This is a genomic window from Paenibacillus sp. J22R232, assembly GCF_056269165.1.
In genome coordinates this window covers 491,076-517,570 of sequence record NZ_JBWDNK010000001.1, presented here as the reverse complement: position 1 = coordinate 517,570, position 26,495 = coordinate 491,076, and the positions used below count along the sequence as shown (strand labels likewise).

Annotated in this window: 24 protein-coding genes and 4 pseudogenes; 7 read left to right on the top strand and 21 right to left on the bottom strand. The window is 48.7% G+C overall.

All coding sequences use genetic code 11. The features are described 5' to 3' along the window. Window positions 1-26: 26 nt before the first annotated feature. From AC0YN3_RS02500 to AC0YN3_RS02440, 13 genes are all read right to left on the bottom strand, one after another. Window positions 27-389 (bottom strand): putative DNA-binding protein, encoded by a 363-nt coding sequence (locus AC0YN3_RS02500; protein WP_475773548.1) that lies wholly within the window; start codon window positions 387-389, stop codon window positions 27-29. Window positions 390-555: 166 nt separating this feature from the next. After that, on the bottom strand, window positions 556-1,563 hold the full coding sequence (gene ftsY / locus AC0YN3_RS02495; protein WP_475773547.1) for a signal recognition particle-docking protein FtsY: 1,008 nt from the start codon (window positions 1,561-1,563) through the stop codon (window positions 556-558). A gap of 42 nt (window positions 1,564-1,605) precedes the next feature. Next, window positions 1,606-5,181, bottom strand: a complete 3,576-nt coding sequence (gene smc, locus AC0YN3_RS02490) for a chromosome segregation protein SMC (RefSeq protein ID WP_475773546.1) — start codon at window positions 5,179-5,181, stop codon at window positions 1,606-1,608. Between the two features lie 156 nt (window positions 5,182-5,337). Then, a complete protein-coding gene (gene rnc / locus AC0YN3_RS02485; RefSeq protein WP_475773545.1) occupies window positions 5,338-6,042 on the bottom strand; it encodes a ribonuclease III in 705 nt (234 codons plus the stop codon). Continuing rightward, window positions 6,032-7,273 (bottom strand): beta-ketoacyl-ACP synthase II, encoded by a 1,242-nt coding sequence (gene fabF / locus AC0YN3_RS02480; protein WP_475773544.1) that lies wholly within the window; start codon window positions 7,271-7,273, stop codon window positions 6,032-6,034. The genes rnc and fabF overlap by 11 nt, the downstream gene beginning before the upstream one ends. Window positions 7,274-7,563: 290 nt before the next feature. Next, entirely contained in the window at window positions 7,564-7,797 is a 234-nt protein-coding gene (locus tag AC0YN3_RS02475; RefSeq protein WP_053375686.1) for an acyl carrier protein, read from the bottom strand. Between the two features lie 91 nt (window positions 7,798-7,888). Beyond that, window positions 7,889-8,638 carry a 3-oxoacyl-[acyl-carrier-protein] reductase gene (gene fabG / locus AC0YN3_RS02470; protein ID WP_441941730.1) on the bottom strand — a complete coding sequence of 250 codons (750 nt, stop codon included), beginning with the start codon at window positions 8,636-8,638 and terminating at the stop codon, window positions 7,889-7,891. Window positions 8,639-8,653: 15 nt separating this feature from the next. Then, on the bottom strand, window positions 8,654-9,592 hold the full coding sequence (gene fabD, locus AC0YN3_RS02465; protein WP_475773543.1) for an ACP S-malonyltransferase: 939 nt from the start codon (window positions 9,590-9,592) through the stop codon (window positions 8,654-8,656). 23 nt (window positions 9,593-9,615) lie between these two features. Then, complete coding sequence (locus AC0YN3_RS02460) at window positions 9,616-10,602, bottom strand: beta-ketoacyl-ACP synthase III (protein WP_475773542.1); 987 nt, start codon at window positions 10,600-10,602, stop codon at window positions 9,616-9,618. A gap of 9 nt (window positions 10,603-10,611) precedes the next feature. Next, entirely contained in the window at window positions 10,612-11,601 is a 990-nt protein-coding gene (gene plsX, locus AC0YN3_RS02455) for a phosphate acyltransferase PlsX (RefSeq protein ID WP_183561802.1), read from the bottom strand. Beyond that, complete coding sequence (gene fapR, locus AC0YN3_RS02450; protein ID WP_475774269.1) at window positions 11,585-12,181, bottom strand: transcription factor FapR; 597 nt, start codon at window positions 12,179-12,181, stop codon at window positions 11,585-11,587. Before fapR ends, plsX begins: the two co-directional genes overlap by 17 nt. Before the next feature lie 276 nt (window positions 12,182-12,457). Next, entirely contained in the window at window positions 12,458-12,631 is a 174-nt protein-coding gene (rpmF, locus tag AC0YN3_RS02445; protein ID WP_006036546.1) for a 50S ribosomal protein L32, read from the bottom strand. 38 nt (window positions 12,632-12,669) lie between these two features. Continuing rightward, entirely contained in the window at window positions 12,670-13,191 is a 522-nt protein-coding gene (locus AC0YN3_RS02440) for a YceD family protein (RefSeq protein WP_475773541.1), read from the bottom strand. 161 nt (window positions 13,192-13,352) lie between these two features. Between AC0YN3_RS02440 and AC0YN3_RS02435 the strand changes: the two genes are divergently transcribed. After that, complete coding sequence (locus tag AC0YN3_RS02435) at window positions 13,353-14,612, top strand: nucleotidyltransferase (protein ID WP_475773540.1); 1,260 nt, start codon at window positions 13,353-13,355, stop codon at window positions 14,610-14,612. Here the strand turns inward: AC0YN3_RS02435 and AC0YN3_RS02430 are convergent. Next, window positions 14,587-15,639: a S16 family serine protease gene (locus AC0YN3_RS02430; protein ID WP_475773539.1), complete on the bottom strand. Its 1,053-nt coding sequence runs from the start codon at window positions 15,637-15,639 to the stop codon at window positions 14,587-14,589. The two genes, AC0YN3_RS02435 and AC0YN3_RS02430, sit on opposite strands and share 26 nt — an antisense overlap. 176 nt (window positions 15,640-15,815) lie before the next feature. On the opposite strand from AC0YN3_RS02430, the gene AC0YN3_RS02425 reads away from it, so the two are divergent. Continuing rightward, the gene (locus tag AC0YN3_RS02425) at window positions 15,816-17,030 is read left to right on the top strand and encodes a nucleoside recognition domain-containing protein (protein WP_475773538.1); all 1,215 of its coding nucleotides are present in this window, start codon (window positions 15,816-15,818) and stop codon (window positions 17,028-17,030) included. A 36-nt stretch (window positions 17,031-17,066) separates the two neighbouring features. On the opposite strand, the gene coaD is transcribed toward AC0YN3_RS02425, so the two are convergent. Both coaD and rsmD read right to left on the bottom strand, forming a co-directional pair. Beyond that, a complete protein-coding gene (coaD, locus tag AC0YN3_RS02420; protein ID WP_475773537.1) occupies window positions 17,067-17,570 on the bottom strand; it encodes a pantetheine-phosphate adenylyltransferase in 504 nt (167 codons plus the stop codon). Further along, window positions 17,557-18,150 (bottom strand): 16S rRNA (guanine(966)-N(2))-methyltransferase RsmD, encoded by a 594-nt coding sequence (gene rsmD / locus AC0YN3_RS02415; RefSeq protein ID WP_475773536.1) that lies wholly within the window; start codon window positions 18,148-18,150, stop codon window positions 17,557-17,559. Before rsmD ends, coaD begins: the two co-directional genes overlap by 14 nt. Window positions 18,151-18,953: 803 nt before the next feature. Between rsmD and AC0YN3_RS02410 the strand changes: the two are divergent. Beyond that, window positions 18,954-20,156: pseudogene (locus AC0YN3_RS02410) on the top strand (IS4 family transposase). A gap of 182 nt (window positions 20,157-20,338) precedes the next feature. Here the strand turns inward: AC0YN3_RS02410 and AC0YN3_RS02405 are convergent. From AC0YN3_RS02405 to AC0YN3_RS02395, 3 genes and pseudogenes are all read right to left on the bottom strand, one after another. Beyond that, a complete protein-coding gene (locus AC0YN3_RS02405) occupies window positions 20,339-20,470 on the bottom strand; it encodes a hypothetical protein (protein ID WP_475773535.1) in 132 nt (43 codons plus the stop codon). A gap of 139 nt (window positions 20,471-20,609) precedes the next feature. Continuing rightward, the gene (locus AC0YN3_RS02400; RefSeq protein WP_475773534.1) at window positions 20,610-21,353 is read right to left on the bottom strand and encodes a hypothetical protein; all 744 of its coding nucleotides are present in this window, start codon (window positions 21,351-21,353) and stop codon (window positions 20,610-20,612) included. A 578-nt stretch (window positions 21,354-21,931) separates the two neighbouring features. Then, window positions 21,932-22,214, bottom strand: a pseudogene (locus AC0YN3_RS02395) (transposase); the annotation flags it as partial. An 86-nt stretch (window positions 22,215-22,300) separates the two neighbouring features. On the opposite strand from AC0YN3_RS02395, the pseudogene AC0YN3_RS02390 reads away from it, so the two are divergent. Next, window positions 22,301-23,421 (top strand): annotated as a pseudogene (locus AC0YN3_RS02390) (IS3 family transposase). Window positions 23,422-24,372: 951 nt separating this feature from the next. Here the strand turns inward: AC0YN3_RS02390 and AC0YN3_RS02385 are convergent. Continuing rightward, entirely contained in the window at window positions 24,373-24,597 is a 225-nt protein-coding gene (locus AC0YN3_RS02385; protein ID WP_475773533.1) for a hypothetical protein, read from the bottom strand. Further along, window positions 24,590-24,784 (bottom strand): hypothetical protein, encoded by a 195-nt coding sequence (locus AC0YN3_RS02380; protein ID WP_475773532.1) that lies wholly within the window; start codon window positions 24,782-24,784, stop codon window positions 24,590-24,592. The genes AC0YN3_RS02385 and AC0YN3_RS02380 overlap by 8 nt, the downstream gene beginning before the upstream one ends. Before the next feature lie 207 nt (window positions 24,785-24,991). Between AC0YN3_RS02380 and AC0YN3_RS02375 the strand changes: the two genes are divergently transcribed. The 3 genes and pseudogenes from AC0YN3_RS02375 (at window position 24,992) to AC0YN3_RS02365 (ending at window position 26,426) form a co-directional block, all read left to right on the top strand. Continuing rightward, window positions 24,992-25,354, top strand: coding sequence for a hypothetical protein (locus AC0YN3_RS02375; protein WP_475773531.1), 363 nt, complete (start codon window positions 24,992-24,994; stop codon window positions 25,352-25,354). Window positions 25,355-25,838: 484 nt separating this feature from the next. Then, window positions 25,839-26,261, top strand: a pseudogene (locus AC0YN3_RS02370) (NucA/NucB deoxyribonuclease domain-containing protein); the annotation flags it as partial. Beyond that, entirely contained in the window at window positions 26,259-26,426 is a 168-nt protein-coding gene (locus AC0YN3_RS02365) for an excalibur calcium-binding domain-containing protein (RefSeq protein ID WP_475774268.1), read from the top strand. The pseudogene AC0YN3_RS02370 and the gene AC0YN3_RS02365, both read left to right, overlap by 3 nt. Window positions 26,427-26,495 lie beyond the last annotated feature (69 nt).

Here is a 26,495-nt window from a genome sequence, read left to right as displayed (position 1 = left end):
GTACCGTCACCTCCATTCATTATGTATTATTCGTCCAGTTTCAGCTGTGCAATAACTTGAATGAGCGCCTGCCTGTCATGCTCGGCAATGGAAAGCTCATTCACGCTGTTAACGAGCTGGACCGTTAATTGCTGCAACGATTCATGCCTGACAAGCAAGCTCAGTTTGCTTTCATAGCTCTCAAGCACCTGTTCGGCCCGCTTGATATGCTCGTACACCGCTTGTCTGCTAATGCCGAACTCTCCCGCAATCTCCCCGAGGGAGAAATCGTCATGAAAATAATATTTGAGAAACGTCCGCTGCTTCTCAGTCAAGAGCGGCTCGTAAAAGTCGAACAACAAGTTTATTCGGGTTGTTTTGGACAAGGCATCTGGTTCATTTGCTTTCATCCCCTCAGCCCCTCCTGTTATTAAGCTTGCTTCGCCGACAAGGTAAATACCTTTACACCTGACAACGTCTTTTATCATACATGACGCCATAGGCTGCTGTCAAGCATTTCCCCTTGTCACCTTATCGAGCAGCTTATTCTAAGCGCGGCCGTGCATGAAACGAGCATTATTCCTGCTTTTTCTCAGCTTCTTCCGCTTCCTCGCGCTGAATCAAGCCAGCGAACAGCGCATGAATGAATTGCTCGGAATCAAACTGCTGGAGGTCGCCCATCTTCTCGCCTAGCCCAACCAGCTTAACCGGTAAGCTGAGCTCATTGCGGATCGCGATAACGATCCCGCCTTTAGCGGTGCCATCCAGCTTTGTGAGCACAAGCCCGGTAACGCCGCTTTTCTCGCCGAACAGCTTCGCTTGGCTAAGGGCGTTTTGCCCCGTCGTTGCATCCAGCACGAGCAGTACTTCATGCGGAGCATCCGGCAGCTCGCGCTGAATGACTCGGAAAATTTTGTTCAGCTCTTCCATGAGGTTGGTTTTGTTCTGCAGCCGTCCAGCAGTATCGCATAACAGGACATCAACGCCGCGCTGTTTGGCTGCTTGCACCGCGTCGAACATGACGGCTGCCGGATCTGAACCTGATTGCTGCTTGATGACATCAACCCCAACTCGCTGCCCCCATACTTCAAGCTGCTCGATCGCGCCGGCGCGGAACGTGTCGCCCGCTGCCATAAGGACGCTTTTTCCTTCGCTCTTGAACTTATGAGCAAGCTTTCCGATTGTTGTCGTTTTGCCGACGCCGTTAACGCCTACGAACAAGATAACCGTAATTCCGCTTGGTGCCATACGGAGACCCGATTGGTCATCCCCCTTCATAAGGTTAATGAGCTTCTCAGACAGAATGGGCTGCAAGTCAGCGGCATCCTCTATTTTACGCTTCTTCACTTCGACGCGAAGATCGTCAATGAGCTGCATGACCGTGTTGACGCCCACATCCGCTCCGATAAGAATTTCTTCAAGCTCTTCATAAAATTGCTCGTCAATCTTCTTGCGGCGAGTAATAAGCTCCTCGACTTTTTCTACGAACGCCGTGCGGGTTTTCGTCAAGCCTTCCTTGAAAATATTCGTTACCGCTTCCGTTTTTGTTGCAATGCTTTCCTTCAGCCTCTTAAAAAAACTCATCGTACCCACTCCTCATCCTCACGTTGCCGGCATGTCTATTCTTTATGCGGATACCGGCTCTTCATTCTCTAGGCGCACGGATACCAGCTTCGATACGCCGCCTTCCTCCATCGTAACGCCATACAGCACATCCGCCTCTTCCATCGTACCTTTGCGATGCGTGACGACGATAAATTGCGTTAATTCCGAGAATTCCCGCAAATACTGCGCAAAGCGCGATACATTTGCTTCATCAAGTGCAGCCTCAACCTCGTCAAGCACGCAGAAAGGAACAGGCTTTACTTGCAGAATGGCAAACAGCAGCGCGATTGCCGTCAATGCGCGTTCTCCCCCTGAGAGCAGCTGAAGATTTTGCAGCTTTTTGCCAGGCGGCTGGGCGACAATATCGATCCCCGTGTCCAAAACGCGGTCCGGCTCGACGAGTACAAGATCTGCGCGACCTCCGCCGAACAGCTTCGCGAAGACAACGACAAAGTGGCCGCGAATGGCTTCGAAGGTCGTTTTGAAACGCTTCGACATCTCTTCGTCCATCTCACGGATAACCTGATACAGCGTTGTTTTCGCCTCGATCAAGTCATTCTTCTGCTCGGATAAGAACTCGAACCGTTCGCTGACCCGCTCGTATTCTTCGATTGCGCCTAAGTTTACCTCGCCAAGCGAAGTAATTTGACGCTTGATATCCCTAACTTCGTTCTGGGTACCCAGCACGTCCTCCGGCACCTTATACTGCTCCTTCGCTAGCTCATAACTGAGCTCATACTCCTCGCTAAGCTTGCGAAGCAGATTGTCGAGTTCAACATCTAGCCGGTTGGCGGCAATTTCCGTCTGCCGCATCTGCTCTTCGACCTGCCTAAGCTGTGCCCGCTGCTCCTTGGTTTCACTCTCGCCAAGGTCGAGCTCTGCAATACGCTGCGCACGCGCTGCGCGTTTTAAATCCGTTTGCTCCGCGCACTCTTGCTTCTTAATGCGGAGATGGTTCAGCTGTTCGATCTGCTGCACCGATTCACCCGAATGTCTAGCCAGCTCTTCCTCTTGCTGAACGGATAAGGAGCGCAAATTCGCCAGTTCCTGCTTGGCTCGCTGTATATCAGCACGGACGCGCGCGGACTGATCCTCAAAGGAAAGCTTCTCTTGGTCCGTTTTAGCCGCAGCAATCTTGATGTCCGTAAGCTGGCCCTGCAGCTCCTCTTTCGCCCATTCACTTGCTTTGCGCCGCTCTTCTGCCATGCGAATGGCTTCCTGAAGCCTTGCTTCATCCATTACGAGCTGCTCTAACCGAAGCTCGGCTGCCTTCGCCGTAGCTAGTACATCCTTCTGTTCAGTCAAATGCGTATTGCGGTCGGCTGAATAGAGCTGCCGCTGTTCTTCCAGATGCTTCGCTTCATTATGGAGCTGCTGAAGCTCGGCCCGGATCTGCTGTTCCTCGATTCGGCTTTTCTCACCCTCTGCACGCAGCTCTTCGATGTTATGCGAGCGTATCGAATGTTCTTTGCGCAGGTCGCTAAGCTTATTGCGAAGCTGCTCCACCGTCCGGCGTGCATCCGTAATTTCTTGATCAAGCGCCTCGATCTGGCGCTGACGGCCGAGCAAGCTGGCGCCCTTCTTCTGCAAGCTTCCCCCCGTCATGGAGCCGCCGGCATTTACGACATCGCCTTCCAGCGTCACAACGCGGTAACGATATTGGCATTTCGAAGCGATCCGGTTCGCCTGCTCCAAGGTTTCGGCAAGCAACACATTGCCGAGCAGGTTATTCACGATTGCTGCGTAACGGTCGTCCGAGCTTACTAGATCCGCGGCTACCCCAACGAAACCGTCGACGGATTCGGCCGTGCGCTTATCATGCTCTGGCACCTGCCTGCCTCGGATGACATCAAGCGGCAGGAAAGTAGCCCTTCCTAACTGGCGCTGCTTCAAAAAAGCAATCGCGGTACGGGCTGTTTTCTCGTCTTCCATGACGATGTGCTGCAAAGCCCCGCCAAGCGCAGTCTCGATAGCCGTTTCAATACGCTCAGGAACGCGGATCAACTCGGCGACGGCGCCGTGAACGCCGCTAATGCCGCCATTGCCTCTTCTAGAGGCTTTGAGCACTTCTTTAACGCCTTGCATGAAGCCATCTAGCGCATCCTGCATTTCTTTCATCGTATCGCGGCGTGAGATGTGGCTGTCCAGCTTCTGATCCCACTTCCGAATCGCAAGCGTAACTTCCTCCAAACTCTGAGATATCGCTCTCGTTTGTTCCGATTCCGTCAGCGTCTTGCTTCTTGCCTGCTCTAGGCGCGCAAGCGTGGCTTCGAGCGCCGAAGCAAGCATCGATCTTCTCTCGTCCAGCTTCGCCTGCTGGTCAAGCCACTTGGCCTCGTCCTCGCTTATCCGTTCCATACGCCGCTGCAGCGTTTCCTGCTGCTGCGACGCATAGCGGATTTCATTCCGGTGCTGAGCCATGGCGCTTAAAACTTCCAGCAGCTCGCTTTTGAGCGTTTCTTCCGCATCCGCGACAGCTCCGCCTGCCACACCGAGCAACCGGGCTTCCTCGTCAGCAATCTTCGACCTTAGATCCGCAAGCTGCAGCTGCAGCGCTGCCGCACGGCTGCGGAATTCCGCTTCCTCCTGCGACATTGCCACGATGCGGGCATCCTGGGCTGCAATGGATTCCTCGAGCTTCTGTTTGTTCTGCTCCAAATTCCGCTTGCGTTCCTTCAATACCTCGCCGTAGCCCTCGCATTTCTCGAAATCCTCACTAATCTGCAGCATCGCTTCATGAAGCTGATCGAGCTCTAATTCAAGATCCCGAAGCTGCTGGCGATCCTTCTCCAAATGCGCGTCATGCTTGCTGACGACGGTCGAGAGCTGAAGCTGCTCTTGCTGCAGACGCTCCAGCTTGCCGTTAGCCTCCGTCCACGATCCGTGTACCTGTTCAATGTTATGTACGTACATTGAAATTTCTTTTGTTTTGAGCTGCTCCTTGAGCGCTTTGAACTGGATGGCCTTCTCCGACTGCTTGCGAAGCGGAGTCACCTGATCCTCAAGCTCGGTCACAAGATCATGAATACGGAGCAAATTTTGTTCGGTTTCGTCAAGCTTGCGCTGTGCTTCGCGCTTACGCGATTTGTATTTAACAATGCCTGACGCTTCTTCGAATATACCGCGCCGATCCTCCGAGCGCGTACTTAAAATTTCTTCAATTCGACCTTGTCCAATAATGGAATAAGCCTCTTTACCGATGCCCGTATCCATGAATAGCTCGGTAATATCTTTCAGCCTGCAAGGCTGCTTATTTATCAAATATTCACTATCCCCGCTTCGGTGCACGCGGCGCGTGACGGTTACCTCATTGTATTCAAGGGGCAACGCGCCATCCGAATTGTCAAGCGTCAGCGAAACCTCGCTGTAGTTGACTGCCTTGCGTGCATCGCTCCCGGCAAAAATAATATCCTCCATTTTGCCGCCGCGCAAGCTCTTCGCGCTTTGCTCGCCGAGAACCCAGCGAATGCCGTCGGAGATATTGCTTTTCCCGCTGCCGTTCGGTCCTACAACCGCCGTAATGCCAGTTACGAATTCCATTTCGGTCCGGTCGGCGAAAGACTTAAAGCCTGATAATTCAATCCGTTTCAGAAACATGTCTTGGTTTTCACCTCACCCCTCATTGTACCACAATTCATAGGCCTTGATAACCATTCCTACCGCTAAATACGACCTCACCGCGTCATCATTTTCCCCTTATCAAAAAGAGAGTATCTACAGGCTGCATCACCTGTTAGATACTCTCTTATCCGTTTAACCTTGTTCCTGCGATAGCGTGCGCCATGCCTCTGCCGCCGCCCGCTGCTCCGCTTCCTTCTTCGTCCTCCCGCTGCCGACGCCAAAGCGATCTTCACCGAGATAGACCTCAACAACAAATTCACGGTCGTGCGCTGGTCCGCGCTCCTCTATGATCCGGTACTCGACTGCGCCGAGCCCATGATGCTGAGAACGCTCCTGCAGCTTGGACTTGGAGTCTTTCACGAGCAATCCGTAATCGTTCGATTCGACGAACGGGAACATATGCTCATTCAAAAAGGCTCTAGTCTGTTCAATACCGGCATCGAGAAAAATAGCGCCTACGAATGACTCGAACAGATCAGCCAGAAGCGCTTGTCTCTGCCTGCCTCCGAGCTGTTCTTCACCGCGCCCAAGCAATACGTGCGAGCCGAGCTCCAAACGTTCCGCGAACTGCGCAAGGGACGGCTCGCAGACGATAGAAGCGCGCATTCTCGTAAGCTCTCCTTCCGGCCGCTGGGGATACGTCGCGAACAAATATTCCGATACAAGCAGCTGCAGCACGGCATCGCCTAGAAATTCCAAACGTTCATTATCCTGTGCGGAGCCGCGCTTGTGCTCGTTTACGTAAGAGGTATGGGTGAAAGCCTGCTTCAGCAGCTTCGTCCGCTTAAAGCTGAGCTGCAGCCTCTGCTGCAGCTCATAGAAGGAATCACGCTTCATAAACTTTCATCACGATCGACGCATTATGTCCGCCAAAGCCGAAGGAGTTGGACAAAGCCGTTCTCACATTCGCTTCACGCGGCGTGTTTGGCACGTAATCCAGATCACATTCCGGATCCGGGTTGTCCAAATTGATGGTCGGTGCAATAATGCCATTTTTAAGCGTTAAGCCTAAAATGACAGCTTCGACGCCTCCAGCTGCGCCGAGCAAATGACCCGTCATCGATTTGGTCGAACTTACCGCTACTTTATAAGCATGGTCGCCGAGCGCCTTCTTGATCGCTTTCGTTTCCGAACGATCTCCTACCGGCGTAGAAGTACCGTGCGCATTAATGTAATCAATGTCCGTAGGTTCAATGCCCGCGTCCTTCAGCGCTTTCACCATACAGCGCGCAGCGCCATCCGGGTCCGGCTCAGTCATGTGATGAGCATCGCCGCTCATGCCGTAGCCAATGACCTCTGCATAGATTTTCGCTCCGCGTGCCTGCGCATGCTCAAGTGATTCCAGTACCAATACGCCCGCGCCTTCACCCATAACGAAGCCATCGCGGTCAATATCGAACGGGCGGCTCGCTTTCTCAGGCTCACTATTGCGTACGGACATCGCACGCATGGAGCAGAAGCCTGCCATGCCTGTCGGTCTGATCGTTGCTTCAGCGCCGCCAGCGATCATGACGTCAGCATCGCCGCGTTGAATCAGTTTAAAAGAATCGCCGATGGAATGCGTTCCTGTCGCACATGCGGTAACCGCGGTGCTGTTCGGCCCTTTAGCTCCCGTTAGCATGGAAACCTGGCCGGAAGCCATATTTGCGATCATCATTGGGATAAAGAACGGGCTAACGCGCTTCGGCCCTTTCTCCAGCAAGATATTGTGCTGATCCTCCCAAGTGCCAAGTCCGCCAATGCCGGAGCCAACCATTACGCCTACGCGCTCCGGGTCCGCATTTTGGCCGATTTGCAAGTCCGCATCTTTAACCGCCAACTGGCTGGCTACTGCCGCGAACTGTACGAACCTGTCCATTCTGCGCGCTTCTTTCTTGTCTAATCCATAATCCTCAGGGACGAAGTTTTTAACTTCCGCCGCTATATAAGTAGGGTATTCAGAGAAATCGAAAGCCTCAACAACCGATACGCCCGACTTTCCTTCCAGCAGGTTTCCCCAGAATTGTTCCAAATCAGAACCTAGCGAAGTAATAACGCCCATACCCGTAACAACTACTCTTTGTTTCATTCGATTCACCTCTGTATCCAGCATTTTTATTGCGCATATGGCCGCACTCAGAACATGCAAGCCGATCATGCTTTTCGCGTATACCCTGCTTATATTTCTTGGTAAACCCAAGCAATTCCGTTCATATACGGCAGCGCCTTTACGCTTGAAATATAAGGAGGTATAAATTCATTGCTCTTGAAGCCAATTACGCCTGTGTATGTAAAAGCTGTAACGCTTCCATAATTAGGAATGGTGAGATGACCTAGATGGAGAGAAGTCCCGTTTATTAAAAACGGGACTTGTCCTTCTTACGTATGAGATTGTATGTATTTAACTACTTCTCCCACAGTGGTGATTGTCTCAGCATCTTCATCAGAAATTTCCATATCAAACTCGTCTTCTAGCTCCATGACCAATTCAACGACATCAAGAGAGTCAGCGCCGAGGTCATCTTTAAATGAAGCTTCTAGTGTAACTTCCGCTTCGTCTACGCCTAGTCGGTCGATGACGATACGTTTTACGCGATCTACTACTTCGGACATCCGGTTCACCTCCTCCATGGTATTATACGAGAATTAAAGATAAATTGCCATACGTAACCGTTTTAATTCCGCTTAGGGAAATAAATCCGTATTACATATACATGCCGCCGTCTACGTGAATCGTCTGTCCAGTCATATAGGCTGAAGCGTCGGAAGCGAGGAAACGGACCGCATTTGCGATGTCGCTCGGGTCTCCGAGACGGGCAAGCGGAATTTGGCCAGCCAAGGACTGCCGCATCTCTTCCGGAAGTTTATCCGTCATTTCGGTTTGAATAAATCCGGGGGCAACGCAGTTAACAGTGATGCCCCGGGACGCAAGCTCGCGAGCGCTTGCCTTAGTCAAACCAATTACGCCAGCTTTCGCCGCTACATAGTTGGCTTGTCCAGGGTTTCCGAGCACGCCAACAACGGATGAAATGTTGATGATACGGCCTGCGCGCTGCTTCATCATGGTACGGGTAACGGCTTTGATGCCATTGAATACGCCCTTTAGGTTCGTCTCAATAACTTGATCAAATTCGTCTTCCTTCATTCGCATGATTAAATTATCCCTAGTAATGCCGGCATTATTGACCAAAATATCAATAGCACCAAATTGTTCGATGACTTCTTTCACCATCGCGTCGAATTCATCCGTCTTCCCGACGTTCGCTTTGATCACAATGGCGCGTCTGCCTAAGGCTTCCACAGCTTGCGCCGTTTCTGCTGCCGCAGCTTCGCTGCCGGAATAGTTGATGGCCACATCAGCTCCTGCTTCCGCAAGCGCTATGGCGATCGATCTTCCGATTCCGCGCGATGCCCCGGTTACGAGTGCTTTCTTGCCTTCCAAGCTAGCAAACATTGAATCTCCTCCATCCTAAAGCTCATTTGCTTGCAGCGCTTCAAGCGCGGAAATATTGTTAATGGAAATAACGCGCACGCTTTTGTCGATTTTTTTGATTAAGCCTGCTAGAACGGTGCCTGATCCGATCTCAACGAATGTATCCACGCCCTGCTCAATCAAATAACGCACGCTGTCTTCCCACAGTACCGGCGAATAGACTTGCTCTACGAGCAAGGAACGAATCTCGCCAGCCGAAACAACCTCTTTGGCCGTTACGTTCGCGATGACAGGAACAGAAGCATCCTTCATTTCAACATCCGCTAGCACCGTTTGAAGATTAACAGCTGCCGGCTTCATCAAAGACGAATGAAAAGGACCGCTTACTTCAAGCGGAATGACCCGCTTAGCGCCAGCTTCTTCCTTCCCTCGCAAAACAACCGCTTCTACGCCAGCAGCCGAGCCTGATACCACAATTTGCCCCGGACAGTTCACATTCGCAAGCTCCACTGCCGAGCCTTCCGCTGTGATAGATGCGCAAAGCGCAGCAAGCGTCTCGCGCTCTGCGCCAAGGACGGCAGCCATCGCGCCCTGTCCGCTTGGGACGGCTTGCTCCATGAATTGTCCGCGTGCACGGACGGTGCGCACGGCATCCTCGAATGATAGAACGCCCGCCGCAACAAGCGCACTGTATTCACCCAAGCTGTGTCCTGCTACATAATCAGGTTTCAAGCCTTTGCCTTCCAATGCTTCGAGCAAGGCCACGCTTACGGTTAGCAGTGCAGGCTGCGTGTTCGCAGTCTGCTTCAGCTGTTCCTCCGGTCCTTCAAATATAATGCTGCTTAGGGAGAAGCCTAGCGCCTCATCCGCCTGTTCAAACACCGACCGCGAGCGGTCAAAGCTATCGAATGCATCCTTGCCCATTCCAACAGCCTGTGCGCCTTGTCCTGGAAATACAAATGCAATTTTGCTCAAGAGTGTATCCTCCTAAATTGAAATTACCATACAAGGACGGAAGCGCCCCACGTCAAGCCGCCGCCGAAACCGACAAGCACAATACGGTCGCCTTCCTTAACGCGCCCTTGCTCGACTGCTTCCGCAAGTGCAACGGGTATTGACGCAGATGACATATTGCCGTATTTATCTAAGTTGATCATTGCTTTGTCCTCTGACAGGTTCAACCTGTTCAGCGCGGATTGAATGATTCGGATATTCGCTTGGTGTGGAACGAGCAGATCGACCTCTTCTTTGGCAATCCCCGCTTTGAGCAGTGCCTCTTCTGCTACGCTGCCCATAATTCTAACCGCGAATTTGAATACATCGTTGCCAGCCATATAAATATAGTGCTGCTTGCTTTGAATGCTTGCTTCCGAGGCAGGGACGCGCGATCCGCCGCCGCTTACCTTGAGCAGCTCTCCGCCGCTGCCGTCCGCGCCGAGCTCGAACGAGCGGAATCCGCGTCCCTCTTCCACCTCGCCAAGAACGACAGCACCCGCACCGTCTCCGAACAGAATGCATGTATTGCGATCCGTGTAATCCGTTATCCGCGACAGCGTTTCAGCACCGACAACCAGCACATGCTTGTACATGCCGCTAGCTATCATGCTAGAGCCGGTAGCAAGCCCATAGATAAAGCCGGAGCATGCCGCTGACAAATCGAATGCCGCAGCTTTCTTCGCGCCAAGCTTATCTTGAAGAAGGCATGCTGTCGAAGGGAAAAACATGTCGGGCGTGATGGTCGCTACGATAATCAGGTCGATATCCTCTGCCGTCAATCCCGCAGCAGCAATTGCAGCGCGAGATGCATGGAGGGCTAAGTCGGAAGTCGCTTCTTCAGCGGCTGCCAGCCGGCGTTCTTTGATGCCCGTGCGGGTAACGATCCATTCATCATTCGTCTCCACCATAGCTTCAAGCTCTTTGTTCGATAAAATACGTTCAGGCACGTATTTGCCCGTTCCGATAATTCCTACAGGATGTAAACCCATTTCGCACACTCACTTCCCGTTTATTTCTGCTGCAATTGTTTCGATCAGCTGGCCTTGAAGCGCTGTTCTTGCTTGTCGAACCGCATTTTTCACGGCCAACGCATCCGAAGAACCATGACATTTCACGACAAGTCCGTTCAAGCCTAGGAGCGGCGCACCGCCATGCTCCTTATAATCCATCCGCTTCTTCAAGGGACGAAGCTTTGGCAGCATAACCGCCGCCGCAAGCTTGGTCAGCAGCGTTTGGCTGAACGCCTCTTTAAGCGATGTGAATATCGTACCCGCTGCACCCTCCATGGCTTTAAGCATAATATTGCCTGCAAACCCGTCGCATACTAATACATCGCAATTACGATTTAGCACATCTCTTGCTTCAACGTTCCCGATGAAATGGACCGGCGCCTGCTCAAGCAAAGCATATGCCGCCTTAGCCATTTCGTTGCCCTTCATGGCTTCCGTTCCAACGTTAAGCAGTCCGACTCTCGGCTTCTCAAGGCCATGGACCTTCGTGCGATAAATGCTGCCCATAATGGCGTATTGCACCAAGTGCTCGGGCTTTGCATCCATATTCGCGCCCAAATCCAGCGTCAGAATGCCGATATCGTCCATTGTAGGCATCATCGGCGCAAGCGCTGGCCTCTCAATGCCGTCCATTCTTCCAACGACGAGCAAGCCCGTTGCCATCAGAGCGCCGGTATTGCCCGCAGAGAGCATCGCATCGGCTTGCTTCTCGCGGACAAGCTGTCCCGCAACGACCATTGAAGCCCCTTTTTTGCGGCGAACCGCTTTAACAGGCTCATCGTCGGGACCAATCACCTCATCCGCATGACAAATCGTAATATTTGAAGGCTTCTGCCCCTTCATAAGCGGCTCAATAACGGAAGTGTCTCCCACGAGCAGCAGTTCCGTATCCGGCCACTGCGCCGCTGCGTCCATCGCTCCTTGTACAATTAATCCTGGAGCATTATCGCCGCCCATAGCATCAATAGCGATCCGCACGTACGTCTCCTCCTTCAGTATCTGTGTCTGCCGCGGACCGATAAATGACAAAGTTGCCTTGAAACACCATTTCATCGCCAACATACGTGAACAGCTCAACCTTCGCCTTGCTCCGCTCTCCCGATATCGACCGCACATAGGCTTTGGCGATACATTTCTCTCCGAGTTTCACAGGACGGATAAAGCGAATATCCGCTGTTACAGTAAGAGCAATTTCATCATCTATAATAGCTACGGCAAGTGAATTCGCCTGTGCGAACACATGGTGTCCGCGCGCAATGCCGGTTCTGGAGAACACATGCTCTTCCTTTATCTCGAATACCGAGATGCCACTCTTGTCCAACTCCAGGTCAACGATATCGCCGATGACCTCGTGAAGCGGCAAAGACCTGACAGAATCGTAAGAGCGTTCCGCCATCAGCTTCAGCCTCTCGCGCAGCTCCGGAATCCCAAGCTCCATGCGGTCAAGCCGAATCGTCTGGATGCTTACTTTGAGCAGTCGCGTGAGCTCCCGATCGGTTATAAAAGGATTTTCGTCAATGTATCGGGCAAGCTGCTGATGCCGCTGCCGTTTGGGCATTCGTTCGATGTCCGGCACCACCTTCTACCAATTTATATCGATTAGGTTATCAATCCGTGCCTCAGTCCTGTGAGGCTTTCGCATAAATAGTATATGTATGTTGCTTGATATTATCACCTGGTACTAATTAAGTATATAAAAAATTGCGCCCGAGCGCAATGCGGCATTAAAAGCATGCGGTAAAAGCTCGCTTGCGAGAACGCGGCTCCACCTTCGTGCAACCAATAAAAATAGCACCCCATCAAATGATGAAGTGCTACCTTTGACATCAATTCACTATTGGGAAATGATCTCTTTTGTTTTGTAATATCCACAAACTTTGCATACGTGGTGAGCCAATTTCAGCTCGCCGCATTGCTCACATTTCACCATGCCCGGTACTGCAAGTTTGAAATGCGTACGACGTTTATCACGGCGAGTCTTGGATGTTCTACGCTGAGGTACTGCCATATTTAACACCTCCTTCAAAAAATCACTCGGTACTACGCTTATTCCTTAAATAGATCCTTTAGCGCCGCAAAACGGACATCAATCTTTTCCGTCGAGCAGCTGCATTTGTGCTCATTTAAGTTCTGTCCGCAAGTCTGACAGAGACCCTTACAATCATTGCTGCAAAGCGGTGCAAAAGGCATGAACAGCTGTAGCGCTTCTTCCACATAAGGCTTCAGGTCCAGTCTGTCCGCATTTACTTCAATGAAATCACTCTCTTCCTCTTCCATGTCTTCATCGCGATCTTCGTTTGACTCCGCCCGCTTGAATACTTCCGAGAATCGAATGACCGTATGTTCCTTCACCGGTTCAAGGCAACGCGAGCAGGCTAGCTCGAGGTCGATGGCAAGCTTGCCGTCAACTTCGATGAAACCTTCGTGCCCGGTAACCTGAAGCGCTACATGAAGAGGTCCCGTACGATAAACATCCTGGCGTCCCTTAAAAAGGTCACTGACATCGAGCTGTTCGTCGATTGTCGATTTCAACCCTTTGGACATTGTTTCTTGAATATGAAACTGCATCAGATCACCCCAAACAAACAAAGATTATTATATCTATCAGACTACCGTTTTGTCAACATTTTCACACTGTTTTTCATTATTGCTTCATGCAGGCCGTGATTGGGCTTCTCCGCTGTGTTATAGTTAAACCACCAACATTTAACAGAGAGAGGATTCAGCTTATGCGTACAGTCGGACTTATTGTCGAATACAATCCGTTCCATAACGGACATTTGTATCATTTGCAGCAATCGCGCAAAATAACGCAAGCCGATGCTGTCGTTGCCGTTATGAGCGGCCATTTCCTGCAGCGAGGCGAGCCTGCCTTGCTCGACAAATGGTCTCGGACGCAAATGGCGCTGGAGGGCGGCTGCGATCTAGTCATAGAGCTGCCCGTCGCATACGCGACCCAAGCGGCAGAGTGGTTCGCTTACGGAGCCGTATCATTGCTTGAAGCGACCGGCGTCGTAGACAGCTTCTGCTTCGGCTCGGAGAACGGCGAGCTCGATCCGCTCCTAAAGGCTGCCGATATCGTCGCTGAGGAGCCTCCTGCTTTCAAAGCGCTCTTGAAGCAGCAGCTCCAAACCGGAGTGAGCTATCCGAGCGCATACAGCAGCGCAATTACAAGCTACCTGGCTGAGCTTGGCCATGCATCAGCTTCAGCCTTCCCTTTCGCGCTTCCAAACCATACGCTAGGACTTCATTATCTGCTTGCTCGGAACCGATTGCAAGCAAAAATGGAGCCGTTCACCATTGCCCGCGAAAAGGCGCAATACAATCAAGCCACGCCAACAGACAGCCAAATCGCAAGCGCAACCGCCATCCGCAAGCTTCTTATCGAGCAACAATCACTGGAGGATGTGCGCGCCTATGTTCCTGAATCGACATTGACCATTCTTCAGCAGGAATGGTCGGCCGGACGCTGTCCGATCAGCTGGGAGCCCTTCACGAATGCTTTGCTCCAAGCCATTATAACCCGTACTCCTCAAGATCTCGCGGATCTCCACGAAATAACCGAGGGCTTAGAGTACCGGATCCGCGGCGTGTTGCCTACTCTTCCTTCAAGAAGCTTCGACGACCTGCTGAGTGCTTTGAAAACCAAGCGCTACACGCGAACGAAGCTGCAGCGTTCACTCCTCGCGATCCTGCTCGGACATCGCAAGCAGGATTTCACAGCGGACAAGCTCGCTTCTGGTGTTGAATATATAAGAGTGCTCGGTTTCTCCGAAAAAGGCAAGCTTTTATTGCGCCGGATGCGAAATTCAGCCAAGCTTCCCGTACTGCACAGTGCCGCGCGGGCGCCGCAGCATTACCGATACTTGGAGCTGGACACTCAAGCAAGCGGCGTATATATGCTTGGCGTGCCCGGCCATGCCTCTGCTGCAGCCATGTTCCGTGATTTCACCGAAAGGCCTGTTACTGCCGGTTCGAACTTGATTTAAGAATCAGCTGGACAGCTTCCTGAAGCGTGCTCACGCTGGCAATTTGCATTGTAGTGCCCAGCTCCTTTGCTTTAGCCTCGGCCTCATTGAAATTGCCAGCCGGTACGAGAAACAGCTGAGCGCCTTTCTCGCTGGCGATAACAATCTTCTGTTTGATGCCGCCGATCGCTCCGACCTTGCCGTCAACCGTGATGGTTCCCGTTGCTGCGATCCGGCTTCCGCCGGAGAGGTCGCCTTCCGTCAATAACTCCAAAGCTTGCAGCGCAAAAACCAAGCCCGCTGACGGACCTCCGATCTCGCCTGCCGCAATCGTCATTCTGTTCTCAGGATCATCCGGCTCAAGGCTGCGAAGCTCCGTCAAGCTTTTTATCCCAATTACGTCAAGGAGCTGCTCATTCGTCATCTTTTCACTAAAGCTTTCCCCTGGGAAGCTAACTTGCATGCGCTGGCCCTCTCGATCCAAGTCGAACGAAACAACGCCCGTTTTATTTAAGCTTTGAATCGAAGCCAGCAACTGTTCTGCCGTTTCTGCCGGTGCGCTCCCATGAAGGCCACGCAGCAAATCTCCCGTCTTGAACCCGCTTCGAGCAGTGTCGCCTCCGATTAGGATATCCGCGACAAGCAGTCCATCTGCTTTGGTCGAATATGGCAAATCCGCATAGTGATACGCTGCTTCTATTGCATTATTTTGCGAATCCTGCATGATGACCTGCTGCCTCACCGCAAACTGCTCCTGCGTATATCCACGAAACACATCACGCCTTAGGTGGACATCCTTGTTCGCATCCCACATCGACGCAATCGTTCTTAGAAAATTAGGCTCTGTCAGTTTCACGGCTGTGAGCAGGAAATCTCCATTCCCCGGCTTGTCTCCAGCCTCGATCGAGATCATAGGCTTAACCGAAACCGCGATTCCCGGCTCATAAACGACATATGGCGTAGGCGCATAAAGCATGACCCACATCAATACTGCAGCGGCTGCTGCGCTCATGGTTATTCTGCGCCAATCCGACCGTTTCTTTTGCATCCGCTGCTCTCCGATCCTCTTGCTTTCTCTATGCTCGCTTGCTTTCTTCTTTATTAAACCTCCGGACAAAACGCTGCTGCTGGTCTATCGCTGGACAAACATGCGTACTAATGAACGTATAGGATTGTCCTATCCAAACGTACATTTCCCCATTCAAATAAAGGAGTTGTGTCGCATTGGCCAAAACGGTTATGCTAGCATTTCTGTCCATTCTGCTTGTCAGTGCCATTATCCTGCAGCCTGATGCTTCCTTTCAGTCCTCCTTGCAGGGACTCACCGTATGGTGGAACATCGTATTCCCGGGCTTGCTGCCGTTTCTCATTTTGTTCGAGCTCATCTCTGCATTCGGCCTCGCACATGCCATAAGCTCGCTGCTGCAGCCCGTAATGAACCGACTGTTCAAGCTTCCGGGAGAAGCATCCCACGCGATCGTCCTAGGCTGGTTGGGAGGTTATCCCGCCGGTGCCGAAGCAGCATCCTCTCTGCGCAAAAGAAACCTCGTCACAAAAAAACAGGGCCAGCAGCTGCTCGCCTTAGCCCATATGCCGAATCCTTTGTTTATGCTCGTCGTCATCGGAGCCGGCTTCCTTCACAAACCGATCGTAGGCGTCATGATCGCTTCAGCCGTATGGATCTCCGCGCTTTGCGTTATGCTTGGCGCAACGATCTTCCAGCGTAAAGAGCCTGTTCATAGCGGTCACTTATTGGAGAGAGACGGAAGCCTGCTGCAACGCGCTGCGGACGCCTTCCGGCTTGGGAGGGATCAAGATGGACGGAGCTTCGGCAAGGCGCTTGGCGATTCCGTATCGGCCAGTGTTCAAAAGCTGATGATGATTGGCGGTTTCATGATCTTCGCTGCCGTTCTAGCCAAGTTAACAGAGCCGCTGCTCTCCCCGCTGTTCGCTAAAACAGGACTTAACTTCATCAGCCAAGCCTTCTTCGAAGGGCATTTGGGTGCTTATTCAGCCGCTATCTGGCAATCCTCCGGAGCGGGGGCAATCGGTAACGCTGCCGCAATTGCCGCCGTACTCGCATGGAGTGGGCTCAGCGGCATTCTGCAGGCAGGCTATTCGATCACAGGGACCGACCTCAAGCTGCTGCCGTTCATTGCATGGCGTGCCGCTCACGCCTTGCTTGCCTCATTATTCATGCTGCTCTTGTGGAAGCCGATTACTTCGCTGCTCGGCTTATGGCTGGCTCCGAATGACCTGCCTGCCTTTACTTCCGCCGAGACTCTCATGCCTGACCAAGCGGTTGCCGTCGCATTAAAAGCAAGTGATCTGCCGCTATTATGGCCGTTATCACTCTCGGCTTGCCTGCTTCTTGCCTTATTTGGTCTATTTGTTTCTATGATTTTGCTTCCCTATCGAAAACCAAATCGGTCAGCGTAGCGCGAATAATAGAATCATCCCTTGTTAACGCTAAAGCTAGCTTTGGGGTTTATACTTGATGCGCAGTTGCTGCTCCACGACGGGCGGCACAAGCTCATGCACGGCACCATGGAATTGCGCGATTTCTTTTACGATGCTGGAACTTAAGTAAGAGTATTTCGGATTTGTCATCATAAACATCGTATCGATCTCAGCGTCCAACAAATGGTTCGTTGATGCAAGCTGCAGCTCGTATTCAAAATCCGTTACTGAACGTATCCCTCGGATAATGACATTCGCTTGACGTGATTTCATGAACCGGACAAGCAAATCGCGAAAGCTGTCAATCTCCACATTGGGAATATCGCTCGTTACCTCAGTCAGAAGCGCCTTGCGCTCCTCTACGCTAAACAGCGGATTTTTGCTTGAATTATTTAAGATGGCAACGATAAGTCGGTCAAATTGCTTCGCTGATCTGCGAATAATATCCAAATGACCGTATGTGACCGGATCGAAGGTACCAGGATATACGGCTACTCGCTCTATTTTATTCATGAACATCGGCCTCACTTCCGTCTTGGCTATCTAAGCTGTTGTATTGATAGATGGAAACCGCAGTATCCCCATACTTCGCGTGCTTGAATTGCTCGAATTGCCCCAACTGCTCCGGGTACTGGTGAGACGCATCATGCTCCACGACAATAATAGCCTCTGGCTCGAGGAGATCATTTGCTGCAAGATCCGACATCAAGCTGTCCATCGTTACCATTTTGTATGGCGGGTCAAGAAAAACAAGCCGGAACTTCTGTCCCCGCTTCGCTAGCGCTTTCAATGCGCGCTCCGCATCATTCCTATAAATTTCAGCAGCGCTTCCCATCTTCGCCGTCTCGGCATTCTGACGAATAATATCGACGCTTGTTTTCTCTCGGTCAACAAATACTGTATGTGCTACGCCTCTGCTCCAAGCCTCAATACCTAAGCCGCCCGTTCCCGCGAACAGATCCAGCGCCATTCCGCCATCGAAATAAGGCCCAATCATGCTAAAAATAGCTTCTTTCACCTTATCCGTAGTCGGTCTCGTATTCTTGCCAGGCACAGCCTTAAGCGTGCGGCCTTTGGCCTCGCCCGCAATGACTCTCACTGCAATTGCCCCCTTCTATCTCATTCCCGCCTATCGTACCATAGAATCCCTTTCTTAATAAAGCGCACGCAGATGTAAAAAATGATTCTTTCTCGTCCGTAAAACGTTTAGAATTATTTTTTTGGCGTCCGCATGTATATTTAGCTAATAAAGGGACAAAATAACTTTATCGGCGTCGCAAGATGTCGTAGACAACCGCGGAGAAGACTTACGTTTCCCCATAAGCTCTTCGTCCGGTTTCTCCTCTCCCATGAAAAGGGCGCTCCGAAAGGGGCGCCCGATTTTTTGTTTAAAGCCTTATACTTAAAGGTATTTTCAATTCTTCCACACAATCAATCATAAAGTTGTCGCCCATTTGTCGCCCAAATTCAAAATGCGTAAAAGATAAATATTTGATCTTCTATTTCAAGTTCCATAGTTGGAATCCCTTCCGGGACGCCATTAAGATCAAACTAGATCATTTTAAACTCGCCGCAAAACCCTTAATACATGAGGGATTTGCGGGTTTTTTTATTAATTTCAATCTTCGAGAATACGTTTGAATACGATAGTTTTCGAATTTTTTTACACATTTTTCACACAAGTGAAACCTTACATTCAACAACATTATGCTATCTAAGTAACTCAACTTTCGCAGCTACAAATTAGGCTGAAAACCTTGCGGCTGTAAAAAGTGAACCTGTTTTTTCCTTAAATTGAAAAAAATACCTTCTGCGTTTGGTATCATGGAAGTGACTAGCAACCATGCAAACAAAGAAAGGTGTGTAAATCTATGCTAAACCATCGTTCCTGTCTGACCAGTCTTGGTTTTCAACTGTTTTCATACTTTAAAAATCGGTATTCTACTACGTCAGGCTAGCATTCGAAAGTCTTTTGGTCTTTCTACGCTTGCTGTCTTTCAATTGCTTTTCTCGCTTTTGTTTGAGGGAAAGAATTGGTTCCGACTGCTGGACAGCAGCCGCGGCGCTTCATTGCCAGGTAAAAATGTGGTCTACCGTTTCTTGTATCATCCAGGCTTTGCATGGCGAGCTTTTCTTCATTCGCTCATTCTAACAGTGGTTCGGCAGTTTACCGCGCTTACGTCAGCCAAGCGTGTAAAAATGTTCATTTTGGACGGCTTCAGCTTTGCCCCCAGTGACTTTGTCATGCTCTCGTCTGCCAAACTTATGAATCGTCTAACGGAGATGACGACAACGATTACGAAACGTTGTCTCGGATACAAGCGTCGTATTGAGGCGCTTATGCGTAAACCTGATACTGCCCTTGGCTTAATTACATATGCGCTGAAGGCTGGTTTTCATGCGGATTACGTACTGATGGACAGCTGGTTTACTCAGATGCCGCTCATTCGAGGACTCGCAACTGAAGGGCTCGATACGATAGGCATGGTCAAGGAAATGAAGCAACGTTACATGTACGAAGGACAACGACTGACACTAAGTGAACTTTACAGAAGTTTGCCTAAGAACAAGCAAACGTCAATTTGGAGTTTTGTCATTGTCCAGTCTTCTTGTAGCATGCTAGTTAAATTCGTCTTCGTTCAAAACCGCAATAAGCGGCGCGAATGGTTAGCCATCATTAGCACAGATCTTGCTTTAGAGCCGAACGAAATTGTCCGCATTTATGGCATGCGATGGAGCATTGAAACGTTCTTCAAAGTAACCAAAAGCTATTTAAAATGAGGAACTGAGTTTCAAGACCGTTCCTTTGATATGCTAATCAGCCATACGACCGTCGTGTGTAGTCGCTACTTGGTGATCGAGTTTGAGCGCCGGCAAACTGGAGAAACACGTTCGCTTGGTAGGTTGTTTTTCTTGTATGCGGATGAAGTTCGTGATTCAGACTACCAGACTGCGCTTGGGCAACTAATGGCGCTATTCTTAAACTTGGCTGGAGCAACGAGCAAGGTTAGCAAACACAACGTATTGTGTCAACTCCAGCAGTGGATCGCTGATTTGTCCTTGTACATCAAGGGTTTGTTCGGTAATTCAAGCTGCAAAAGTTGAGTTAATAATAAAAAAGCGCAGTTATAATAGAGAGTAATTAACTCCTTATCATTACTGCACCCTATATATGTTCTTATTCTTGTACACGTAATTACACTTACATATTTAACTATAATGAACGATAATGTGGTGATTTAAATCCTTTGTTGATCTAAAACCACAAAAAACGTATATTTTACATGTTAAGTTGAAGAAGAAGCTGTAATAAATTGTACGACACCAATAGCTATAAAGATCAGTAAAACTACAACTACCGCCCATATTAATACTTTAGTTTTAGAACGTTTCTTAGAGATATTTTTGTTTTGGTCCATGTTATTACCACCTCACTTTTTGTGGAAATTTCTGTACTTTCCAAATTAATATCTTACAAGTATCTTAATATATCATAAGAGGAAATGAAACAACAGAGAGAGGAGTAACTCAAACTGAGTTGCTCCTCTCATATACATATTAATATGTCATATAGACTGTAAGGGACTTTGTAAAAATATCACCATAACCATCTATAATAATGAAAAGAGTTAGATCTCCTGTAATTGTAGCATCACCACCAGTTCTAGCAGTGTTTACTCTTGCTGATGAGCCCCCAACAGAATGGGACCAAGAATTCCCAGGATGGAACCCATATAATCCACTACTAGTTGTAGGAGTACCCATAATTTTATTAGTAGAGTAATAGTATTGTGCAGTAACAAACGCTTTCATCCAAGAAAGACCATTATCATTCCAAGTTTTTGAATGCGTTGTTGTATAGTAATCATAGTCACTTTGAGCACTAATTGACCTCATTGGTTGAACAACCGAAGTTGTTTGATTCGTACTTGTAGCAGATTCTTCTGTTACATTTAGAGCCTTATCGTTAAAGTAAGATAATAGAGCCGCATATTCATCTATCGAATCTACCTCTATAAAAGTACTATTTTCATCAGACGAAGCTGGTTTGCTACTAAATCCCGTTGACTCTTTTAACTCTTGTAAAGAATTGAACTTTCCAGCATTTTCAGAAAAGTACTCTTTCGGAACTATATCATAAACATCTATTACGTTTGAAGTCGCTACAGTTACTTGAGCATTATCTACTGAAATAGCTACAGATCCTTGAGTATTATTTGCTGAAGCAGATACTGCAAACGAACTAAAGACCAACGAACTAATCAACATTAATTTCCATGTTTTAAATATATTTTTCTTCAAAAAATAACTCACCTTTTGTATTATTTGGATTTAAATAGGTGTAATAAATTTAAAGTTAATGTGATTTTCTTGTACATCTTATCGAATTCCTCCTACCAGAATCTTTTTTCACAATATAACAGTTAAATAACTACCTAAAAAAACAACTATACCATTATAAACCATTTTCAAGAACGAAAACGTTGTTTGTATTTTCCGAACCTACATTTGCGCCCGCAAATATATATTGTAATAATTGTAAAAAAGGTTCAACAAAACACCGTTCCCATAGGATTGTTGGATATTCGAAAAATTTGTGGTACAGTTTTTTAAGAATATTTTTCTTAAACATTTCTTGAAATTTCGAACACCTTACGCTGCTTCAAAATTATTCAACCTTCAAATTTTCAGTTTATAGCCTTGGCATTAAGTCTACACTTCATGTAACCCTCAAATTTAATGTTATGCTGTATATAAAAATAAGAGTTACTTGAGTAACTCATCAGGTTGTAGAGAAACCCACCGTTTTTTCAGAACGGTGGGTTTCTCTTTGTGTTTCTGCTCCTTTTTGTAAAGCATGAAAGGGTGGTTTCACCCCCTCATGCCCTCCGTTCCAAGTGGAGGGCAATCTTTTTCATGTTCTGTACCGCTGCGGTCATCAACGCCTGTACCATTACGTTGTTTAACCCCCGCAAACGGCAATAGCGAAACCCATGGAGCTGTTTAGCATCCGCGAAGCTTCGCTCAATGGTTTCCGGTACAATCTCTTACCTGATTTACTCAGGCGGTTTAATTGCACTTGCTCTTACTGTCCTCCCAGATTTGCCTCGTGACAATCTTTTGCTTGTTAGCAGATCTTGTGCACTTCTCTAGTATGGGACAGTGAGTGGATCGTCTACACTTAGTTGGACAGAAAAAATAAGGGCTTGTAGAATAAACCTATCATCATGAAGGAGTGGAACTCTACAATGCCAAAACAAGAACGGCGTACCTTTACCCCAGCATTCAAAAAACAATTGGTGGAGCTCTATAGAAATGGGAAATCCAGAGCGGCGATTGTGGAAGAATATGACCTCACAGCCTCTGCTTTAGACCGCTGGATAAAACAAGCTCAGACAACGGGCTCCTTCAAGGAGAAGGACAATCGATCGTAAGAAGAAAACGAGTTGATCGCATTACGAAAAGAGAATCAGCGTCTGAAAATGGAGGTAGATATTTTAAAGCAAGCTGCGCTGATCATGGGACGAAAGTAGCTATCATCCAGAACAACCGTGATAAATACTCGGTATCAGCAATGTGCGACGTCCTGCAAATCGTAAGAAGTACGTTCTACTATGACGCGAATGAACAACCGAATGAAGACGATATAACTGAAGCGATTGTAGAGATATTCCACAACAATCGAAAAGCTTACGGTACACGAAAGATCAAGGTTAAGCTCCAGGAACGCGGGTTTGTCGTTTCCAGACGTAGAATTGGTCGGATTATGAAAGATCAAGGGCTAGTTTCCACCTACACTGTGGCTCAATATAAGACCCATAAAACCGCTTCTAATGAAGCAACGACAGGGAATGTTCTGGACCGTGAGTTCGAGCAGGAGGAAGCAAAGCGCTTCGTTGTCAGCGATCTGACTTATGTGAAGGTTCAGAACCGTTGGCATTACATATGTGTGCTGCTCGACTTGTTCAATCGAGAGATCATTGGCCACAGTACAGGTCCGAATAAAGACGCTGCTCTGATTTCTCGTGCCTTTTCGAGCGTCCAAGGCGATTTACGTCAGATTCAGTGGTTTCATACGGACCGCGGCAGCGAGTTTAAAAATCAAAAGATAGACGAGCTTCTGGGGACGTTTGAAATCGGTCGGTCTCTAAGTGCGAAAGGCTGTCCATACGACAATGCTGTAGCAGAAGCCACCTACAAAATCATGAAAACAGAGTTCGTGAACCAGATGAACTTCCAGAGTCTTCGTCATCTGGAGCTCGAATTATACGATTACGTTAATTGGTTCAACAAGCATCGCATACATGGGACATTAGGCTATTTGACGCCTGTTCAGTATCGCCAAGAAGCCCTTAAAAAGGTTGTCTGATTTACTGTTGACAATCCATTCCTGCCTGTAAGCACCTATAGGTGCTTAGCCGCGATAAGCACATATTTGCTCTAACAGCACCCTAGTAACCCTTGTTTGCTGCCTGTAAGCACCTATAGATACTTATAAAGGAAGCTCAGCGTGTGCGTGAAGTCTAGCGGCTGCGATAAGCACATATATGTCTAACAGCACCCAAGTAATTCCTGTTTGCTGCCTGTAAGCACCTATAGGTGCTTACAGAGGACCGCTGTCTTTTCCACCTTGCCACACACCTATTTCTTTCGTAATATCAAAAACACCCATTCAAATCTAGTAATCTATGAATATACTAGATTAACTTAACAAAAGGAGATGATTTAAATGGGACTCTATTATGCCAAAAAGCAACATGTCAAAGTTATTTTTGTAAAACCAGGTCAAAAAGTTCTGATTATCGGTAAAAAGCATTGGACAAAGAAACCTCACTGCTAAGCTTATTGAGTGCTTGTTACTACAAGCACTCTTACATACTCTTATACTCACTAATCTTTCATCGTTAAAATGATGGTCTGCGTGCAATAGAGAAGTCTGCAAAGTTCAGCTAATGAGTCCCCATCTATCCATCGAAATCGCTTATACGTGCCTATTTACTAACTTAATACTAGAAACAAGATCTAATAACCTAAGTATGACGTGACACTGAGATTTGCGCTACATTAGCTTATTCTCCTTTCCCGTGTAACGTAGCTCCGAAAGGGATGTCTTTTCAGTTTGAAGCCTTATTCGGCAAGGATTGTAGGACACGCATAATGCCGCTCAGATGCTCTATCTAATCTAATAATGCACAAATTCGATCGTTAACCAATACAAAAAAACTTCAGGAAATACAATACACAACGCCCCAGACCATACAAGGTCAGGGGCTTGCGTCTATATATTCATTGGAGTCAGCCATTGGATATTCCAAGGGCCTCATCTCGGCTTCAATCCCTCCCTGCTATAAAGCACCTTAAACAAGTTCGCCTTGCGGTCCCAGAAGACAAAGCCCTCTTTGACCAGCTCGTTGATGGCGGTTTTCACCTGCTGCTCCGTGCGCTGCGCCCGCTGGCTGATGTAGCCGACATCTATGAAGGAAGGATCGTCCCGATACACATTCCAAAGCACGGTTAAAACCTTGCGTGTCACATCTTCAAGCATGCTGCTTTACCAACTCCACATCAATAATACTGTCTGCGTTAAATACGCGCGGTCCGTTGGCAGATGTGCAGAACGCTCTTACTTTGCCGTTTCGGACCGACAGCACCTGAATGACGCGTATGGATATGTTGCGCTTGCGGTCGTTATAAATAATTTGTACGGTCTGGCCGATACATTGTTCGATCATGGCGATCACTCCAATGCGAATGTTTGTTCTTATTATACACCAAACATACGTTCTTGATTCAACTGTTTTATTTATTTTTTTATCGATTCCTTCCATTTGCTCGGACAAGCTACCTAATTGGTTCAAATAAGAGAGAAATGAAAGAATAAGGTGTACAATAGGAAGGAAACTATTTTCTGCTGTTAAAATTGATGATGAGGTGTTCCCGTGATTCCAGAAGGCGTTGAATGTTCGATATTTTTTGAAAATATTAAACCAAATCCAAAAAGCAATTCATCATTACTGATTAAAGGTACGGTCAGCTCCGGATTCAAGATTATTATGAGCTTGGAGTTTACCGGCGCAGAACTCATTGACAACAGCAATGCTGCGATACCCGATGAGATCATCGATCTTTTGAAAGAGGATCTAATTGACATTTTCGGATTCGGGCCATTTGATAAAAAAGCTTTGAAACAAGAAATGAAAGACCTGAACATGCTTTACTATGTAAGGTATAACGGCAAAGCTTATCGGTCGGATGAATGGAAAGACATGACACCGGAAGATTTCGAACGCGCGCAACCATAAAGGCGTTGGATGGCATGGAAGCACGCCCGCTTCAGCATGCAGGATCGTCAAGCCGCCACTTCAAAAGCTCCTCTAGGCTCATGACACGGATTATTCGCCGCAGTAACAAACACCCAATCATTGGCGTCGATTCATGCATAACTTACAGAGTACTCAACACGAAGGAGGTGCAATGAACATGTCCGGTTATGTTGGCGGTGCTTTCAATAACACTGGTACTATCCTGGTCCTTTTCATTCTGCTTGTCATTATCGCTTGTAGTTGTGGTGTTTTCGGAGGATACGGCAAGGGCTACTAATAGTCCCTGCTCGATTTGCCCTTCATCCACTTACACTGCATGCCTCTCCCCTTTATCACGCACAGAAAAGATCCTGTCACAGGGATCTTTTTTTGTTTTTCAAGCCTTAATGCCGTTTTCTATTCTATCCGAAGTCCCAAGTGCTGGTGTATGATGGAAACAAACAACTAGAAATGGAGATACATCATGAAAGCCATCTTAGCCGCACTGCTTCTTTTATCGTTCATTCTCTCCGGCTGCGGAAACCTCCTAACGGTCACTGGCCCTGATACGTCAGCCTCCAGTACCGACTATGACGAAACAATCCAACTGCCGACCGACCGCTACCCCGAGACGATTGCGCATATCACGGCGGCAATCAAGGGCGGGGCTTCTGCTGTCTGCACCATTGACAGAGAAGGCGCCGAGGCTAACCGCGACGCTTCGCTGCAAGGCATTCCGACGAAGAAAGGCTTTGACAGGGATGAATGGCCAATGGCCATGTGCAAGGAGGGCGGCGCCGGTGCGGATATCGCCTATGTTTCACCCAAAGACAACCGCGGCGCGGGCTCATGGATCGGGAACCAATTAGCCGATTTAAAGGACGGAACGCGCGTCTTATTCCTAATCAACGGGGCAGCAGAGCAAGCCACGCAGCCTGCCGAGGAGGAGACCGTCTTTTATGCCAATTGCGCAGCAGTCAAAGCGGCAGGCGCGGCACCTCTGCATGAAGGAGAGCCTGGCTACAGCTATAAGCTTGATCGCGATAAGGACGGCATAGCCTGCAGCTCATAGTATTCCTAAACGCAAATACCCCTCGTACTCTCTCCTAAAGAGAACGAGGGGTATTTGCGTCCAGCCCAT

Bases quoted from the DNA above. Each gene is read 5' to 3' on its own strand.
- AC0YN3_RS02435 (WP_475773540.1), top strand. From the start codon at position 13,353: ATGCGTACAGTCGGACTTATTGTCGAATACAATCCGTTCCATAACGGA.
- AC0YN3_RS02460 (WP_475773542.1), bottom strand. From the start codon at position 10,602: ATGGGTTTACATCCTGTAGGAATTATCGGAACGGGCAAATACGTGCCT.
- AC0YN3_RS02500 (WP_475773548.1), bottom strand. From the start codon at position 389: ATGAAAGCAAATGAACCAGATGCCTTGTCCAAAACAACCCGAATAAAC.
- AC0YN3_RS02475 (WP_053375686.1), bottom strand. From the start codon at position 7,797: ATGTCCGAAGTAGTAGATCGCGTAAAACGTATCGTCATCGACCGACTA.
- AC0YN3_RS02440 (WP_475773541.1), bottom strand. From the start codon at position 13,191: ATGCAGTTTCATATTCAAGAAACAATGTCCAAAGGGTTGAAATCGACA.
- fapR (WP_475774269.1), bottom strand. From the start codon at position 12,181: ATGCCCAAACGGCAGCGGCATCAGCAGCTTGCCCGATACATTGACGAA.
- fabG (WP_441941730.1), bottom strand. From the start codon at position 8,638: ATGTTTGCTAGCTTGGAAGGCAAGAAAGCACTCGTAACCGGGGCATCG.
- AC0YN3_RS02385 (WP_475773533.1), bottom strand. From the start codon at position 24,597: ATGCTTGAAGATGTGACACGCAAGGTTTTAACCGTGCTTTGGAATGTG.
- AC0YN3_RS02430 (WP_475773539.1), bottom strand. From the start codon at position 15,639: ATGCAAAAGAAACGGTCGGATTGGCGCAGAATAACCATGAGCGCAGCA.
- rnc (WP_475773545.1), bottom strand. From the start codon at position 6,042: ATGAAGCGTGATTCCTTCTATGAGCTGCAGCAGAGGCTGCAGCTCAGC.
- fabF (WP_475773544.1), bottom strand. From the start codon at position 7,273: ATGAAACAAAGAGTAGTTGTTACGGGTATGGGCGTTATTACTTCGCTA.
- smc (WP_475773546.1), bottom strand. From the start codon at position 5,181: ATGTTTCTGAAACGGATTGAATTATCAGGCTTTAAGTCTTTCGCCGAC.
- AC0YN3_RS02380 (WP_475773532.1), bottom strand. From the start codon at position 24,784: ATGATCGAACAATGTATCGGCCAGACCGTACAAATTATTTATAACGAC.
- rpmF (WP_006036546.1), bottom strand. From the start codon at position 12,631: ATGGCAGTACCTCAGCGTAGAACATCCAAGACTCGCCGTGATAAACGT.
- coaD (WP_475773537.1), bottom strand. From the start codon at position 17,570: ATGTTCATGAATAAAATAGAGCGAGTAGCCGTATATCCTGGTACCTTC.
- ftsY (WP_475773547.1), bottom strand. From the start codon at position 1,563: ATGAGTTTTTTTAAGAGGCTGAAGGAAAGCATTGCAACAAAAACGGAA.
- AC0YN3_RS02405 (WP_475773535.1), bottom strand. From the start codon at position 20,470: ATGGACCAAAACAAAAATATCTCTAAGAAACGTTCTAAAACTAAAGTA.